The sequence below is a fragment of the Erythrobacter sp. CCH5-A1 genome, assembly GCF_001557115.1.
Taxonomy (GTDB): domain Bacteria; phylum Pseudomonadota; class Alphaproteobacteria; order Sphingomonadales; family Sphingomonadaceae; genus Erythrobacter.
Map to the genome: position 1 here is coordinate 1 of NZ_LSKQ01000135.1, position 4,182 is coordinate 4,182.

General features: G+C 58.3%; 6 protein-coding genes. 4 read left to right on the forward strand and 2 right to left on the reverse strand.

Annotated elements, in window-relative coordinates; genetic code table 11:
- Window positions 1–47 precede the first annotated feature (47 nt).
- Entirely contained in the window at window positions 48–365 is a 318-nt protein-coding gene (locus tag AX708_RS07125; RefSeq protein WP_156454546.1) for a hypothetical protein, read from the reverse strand.
- 305 nt (window positions 366–670) lie between these two features.
- On the opposite strand from AX708_RS07125, the gene AX708_RS07130 reads away from it, so the two are divergent.
- The 3 genes from AX708_RS07130 to AX708_RS07140 all read left to right on the forward strand — a co-directional run bounded on the left by AX708_RS07130 (window position 671) and on the right by AX708_RS07140 (window position 3,328).
- Window positions 671–1,372, forward strand: coding sequence for a ParA family protein (locus tag AX708_RS07130; RefSeq protein ID WP_067489855.1), 702 nt, complete (start codon window positions 671–673; stop codon window positions 1,370–1,372).
- Window positions 1,369–1,707 carry a hypothetical protein gene (locus AX708_RS20335; protein WP_156454548.1) on the forward strand — a complete coding sequence of 113 codons (339 nt, stop codon included), beginning with the start codon at window positions 1,369–1,371 and terminating at the stop codon, window positions 1,705–1,707. The genes AX708_RS07130 and AX708_RS20335 overlap by 4 nt, the downstream gene beginning before the upstream one ends.
- 553 nt (window positions 1,708–2,260) lie before the next feature.
- Window positions 2,261–3,328, forward strand: coding sequence for a replication initiator protein A (locus tag AX708_RS07140; protein ID WP_067489861.1), 1,068 nt, complete (start codon window positions 2,261–2,263; stop codon window positions 3,326–3,328).
- Here AX708_RS07140 and AX708_RS21345 read toward each other — a convergent pair.
- Window positions 3,325–3,609, reverse strand: a complete 285-nt coding sequence (locus tag AX708_RS21345) for a toprim domain-containing protein (protein ID WP_082747214.1) — start codon at window positions 3,607–3,609, stop codon at window positions 3,325–3,327. The two genes, AX708_RS07140 and AX708_RS21345, sit on opposite strands and share 4 nt — an antisense overlap.
- Before the next feature lie 123 nt (window positions 3,610–3,732).
- Between AX708_RS21345 and AX708_RS07145 the strand changes: the two genes are divergently transcribed.
- Window positions 3,733–4,182 (forward strand): transposase (locus tag AX708_RS07145; protein WP_067489865.1); only part of this gene is annotated, 450 nt, incomplete at its 3' end.

The following is a 4,182-nucleotide window of genomic DNA, read 5'->3' on the forward strand; positions in this document are numbered from 1 at the left end:
ACCGGATTTGTTCGCCCTTAGCGTGCAGATACGTCACTTTCGTGTAGTCACCCCTGCTGGTAGCGGAGCTGTTCTTCGCTGCGCACGCTGTGGGTCGGCAGGGCTTCGATCAGGTCGGTAATCTTGGCGATCTTTTGGATATCCGCCCCAATGCCGGCTTGTCGCAGATGGCGCGTAAGCCCCGCCTCCAAAAGGTCGAAGCCGTCGCGTTGTGACCACAAGCCTTCGGCCGCCCCGCCACCGTAGAGGGAGATCATGGTGTCAAAGAGCTGCTTCTTCGACAGCGAACCGTGTGCGATGGCTGCGGCTATGGTATCGATCGCGGCGTCGAGCCGCAGGCTGGATTGCTGAAAGAGATCGTTCACGGGCTGCTCCTGATGCTGAACCGCCCCACCCACTCCCCCTTCCCTTTTTCGTCTCAGCTCTCCTTTTGGCGCTTTCCATCGCATCTTTGCGTTCGCACCTCCGGCTTTCACCGTGGTAAGTCCCTGAAATTAAGCCTTATATGGAAGCCCTATGGAAACCATAGGGACACCATGCCAAACGCCTATATCATACACATACACTACGCAGAGTGTGGGCATGCAATTCGTATTGTCTGTGAGGGCTATAGGCTTGCCCTGTGGATACTGTGTGTATATCCTGCGACTATCATAGGAAGGACCTGCACATGCCAATCATCACCGCCGCGAACTCGAAGGGTGGTTCGGGAAAATCCACTTTAATCATCATCCTTGCGAGCGCTTTGGCTGAGAGCGGGGCTTCGGTCTGTGTCATCGATGCAGACCCGCAAATGACCGTCGGTAAATGGGCTGCTGATTGCGAAAGCCTCAATTTCAAGGTCAGGAGCGACGTCGATGAGAACACTATCCGCAGGGTAATCGATGCCGAGGCGGCCGAGCATCAATTCGTTCTGGTCGACATACAGGGGCGGGAAAGCCGCCTGATGAGCCGAGTGCTGATGGCTTGCGATCTCGCTCTTGTCCCACTTGCTCCAAGCGAGTTCGACGCCGACCCTGGTGCCGAGACTGTCGCAGTCATTGCGGAATGTGAGCAAGATAGCCGCAGGCGGATCCCGTATCGGATCGTCTTCAACAGGACGAACCCAGCGATCCAGACGACATCCGAACGTGAGATCATCCAGGATATCAGGGAAGGGGGGTTGCCGCTTCTCTCGACCCATCTCCATGACCGCCAGGCCTACCGCCTCATGGCACGCCGGAAGTGTACGATCTTCGGTTTGGATGGTGAGAAGGTTTCGAATTTGGACAAGGCAGCTGATAATGCGATGAACCTCGCTAGAGAAGTTCTCGAGGTTCTTCGCGTGGAGCGGGATGCCGCGGCGCCGGTTTCGGAGGGCACGGCAGCATGAGTAAGTTTGCTGATATTGGTAAGGCACGGGCGCCTGCGACGTCTTCGGCAGGCTTGGATGTGAGCGATTTCACTCCTGCGCCGGCTTCAGGGCGTGATCCCGTAATCGACCAGCAAATCGCTGATCGTGTGGCGACACGGCGAAACATGCCTGCGGAAGCCAGTCGGCGGGTTCCGCTCACCCGTAATGCCGGCCTCAAGGACCGAATTATGATTGAAGGGCCGCTTGAAACGCTCAACCGTTTTCGTGAGCTCAGCAATCAGCTCGGCTGCACCTATCACGAGACAATGAGAGCTCTTCTCGATCAATATGACGAGCAGCGTCGCGATCGCTGAGCACAACCTTGCGGGGCTCTTTCTCGCTTGAAATGCATTCGTCGGCCGGGGGGAGGGCACTGCCCGTTGGGCTTGCCCCCCCCGGAAAGCCGAATCTTTCTTCGCCTCTAGCTTTCAACCGCTTGACTTGGTCCGGGTTGCCCAGTCCATCCCCTTCGTAACGAACCACATGATCCTGCAGCGGCGCTCGCTGTCGGTTTCTGCACGGCGCAGGCCGACTCCACTCTTATCCACAGTCTGCCGGTGTTATTTCGGGTTAGGATTCGTGTTAAGGGTCGCGCCTGTTCGGGCATCTTACTGATCGTGCTTGCAAATTCTGGCCGTCTTAAGCCGCCTTCGTGTGTGATACCCCGAATGTTCGTGGGTGAAACCCCGATAATTTGTGTGCGATACCCCGAAACTTGATCGTGTGGGTAAAACCCCGAATCTTGGCGATCCCGTGTGTAAAACCCCGAATGACAGCTGGCTGTGGGTGAAACCCCGAATATGCCCGATTGCGTGTGTGAAACCCCGAACGATTGACATTTGTGTGTGATACCCCGAAACCGACGCCATGGAAGGCGAGTCACCGAATCAGCAACTGGCCCTCATGAAGGAGCGGCATCCGCAGCATGATCTCTTCATCTGCGATGTTGCTGATGCCGTCCTCAAGGACGTGATGGCAGAGCTCGAGCACCCCTTTTACTCGCTGTCGAAGAAACCAGAGACCAGCATTCGCCGGTATGAGCACAACGGCCAATGGCTTCAGGTGACACCGAGCGTGAAGGGCCTGGCCACGATCTACGATAAGGACATCCTGATCTACGCGATCAGCCAGATCATGGCGAAGCTCAAGCGTGGTGAGCCCGTAAGCAAGCGTGTTCGCATCAACAGCCACGAACTTCTCGTCTTCACCAATCGTGGAACGGCCGGGAAGGACTATGACGCGCTTCAGGAGGCCATAGAGCGCATCCGCGGCACGACGATCTCGACCAATATCAGGACTGGCGACATGGAGCAGACCGACACTTTCGGACTGATCGACTCCTCGTCGATTCGGCGGAAGCACGGGCTCGACGGTCGCCTTCTCTCCTGCGAGATCACGCTATCGGATTGGGTCTTCAATGCCATCCAGCACAACGAGGTCCTCACTCTTCACCGGGATTATTTTCGGCTCCGCAAGCCGATCGAGCGGCGCATCTACGAGCTCGCCCGCAAGCATTGCGGTCAGCAGCCGTCGTGGAAAGCGTCTCTCGAGATCCTTCACAAGAAGTCAGGCTCGAAGTCGACCGATCGTGAATTCCGGCGCGCTGTCCGTACTTTGGCCGCTTCGGACCATCTCCCTGACTACTTCGTCGCCTATGACGGCGAGACTGACATGGTTCTCTTCACCAATCGAAACACGATGAAAATCGTGAGCGACAAGTTCGGCGCAGGGGAGGCGGACAGTGAGCCTTGGTCTGGTCGCCTCGATCCGGAGGTCTTTGCAGAGATTCGTTCTGCCGCTCCTGGATGGGATCCTTATTATCTCGAAGGAGAGTGGCGTCGGTGGGTCGGAGAGGAGGAAATCCAGCCCAAGCATCCCGAACGGCATTTCCTTAAGTTCGCGCAAAGCTGGTTCGATAAGCGAGGACGCCCCTAGGGAAGATCGGATTTGCCAAGGCGCGCTTCGACGACCTTCGCCCAGTCCTTGAACCCTGGTGGAGGCCGGTCGCGGCTGATTGTCCTCCCCGTTGCGGCGTGCGCTTCCATGGCGCGCTGTGCGGCGCTTTGACCGGCCTTGTCATTATCCGTGGCGATCCGAAGGTCGGTAACCGCTCTTGGGATTCGCAGTTGTCCGATCCTTTGGTCACCGAGGGAGCTCCAGCACGGGATTCCTCTGAGCGTGCTGTATGCGGCTGCGTCCTCCATGCCCTCGGCCAAAGCAAGCGTATGACCCTTAAATGGAGGGTAAGCGTCCGGCCAACCACGAGTTGTGCGGTCGGTGCTGTCCGGTGAAGGATGGTTCCTGAAGGGAGTTCTTTCTGGACTCCAGAAGGAGGTTCTGTGTTCGACGGTGGTGGCGTGATCGTGCGGACGGAGCGGCGGCGGCGCTATTCTGATGCGGAGAAGGCCGCGATCGTCGCGGAGAGCCTGCGCCCCGATGTCACAGTGGTGTCGGTCGCGCGCAGGCATGGCATCGCCAAGAGTTTAATCTACAACTGGCGTGCCAACCGGTGCGAGGCTGAAGCGATTGCAAGGAAGACGCTGGAGTTTATCCCATGCGGCCAGTTCGTCGAGGCCGCAGCGGACACTTCGGCTCCCGCGATCATCCCTGAGGGGCCAGAGCCGTCGGTCGGCCCTTTGGTGGCCGGTGTAGCGGCTTCTCCGCCGACCGAGCCGCCACGAGCAGGCACGATTGCCATCGAGCTCGCCAACGGCGCGCGCTTGACCGTCGACAACTTCGTCAACGAGAAGGCGCTCGCCCGGGTTCTGCGCGCGTTGAAGGCCGTGCCA

Excerpts from the sequence above, each read along its gene's own strand:
- AX708_RS07130 (WP_067489855.1), top strand. The coding sequence starts at position 671 with ATGCCAATCATCACCGCCGCGAACTCGAAGGGTGGTTCGGGAAAATCC.
- AX708_RS20335 (WP_156454548.1), top strand. The coding sequence starts at position 1,369 with ATGAGTAAGTTTGCTGATATTGGTAAGGCACGGGCGCCTGCGACGTCT.
- AX708_RS07140 (WP_067489861.1), top strand. The coding sequence starts at position 2,261 with ATGGAAGGCGAGTCACCGAATCAGCAACTGGCCCTCATGAAGGAGCGG.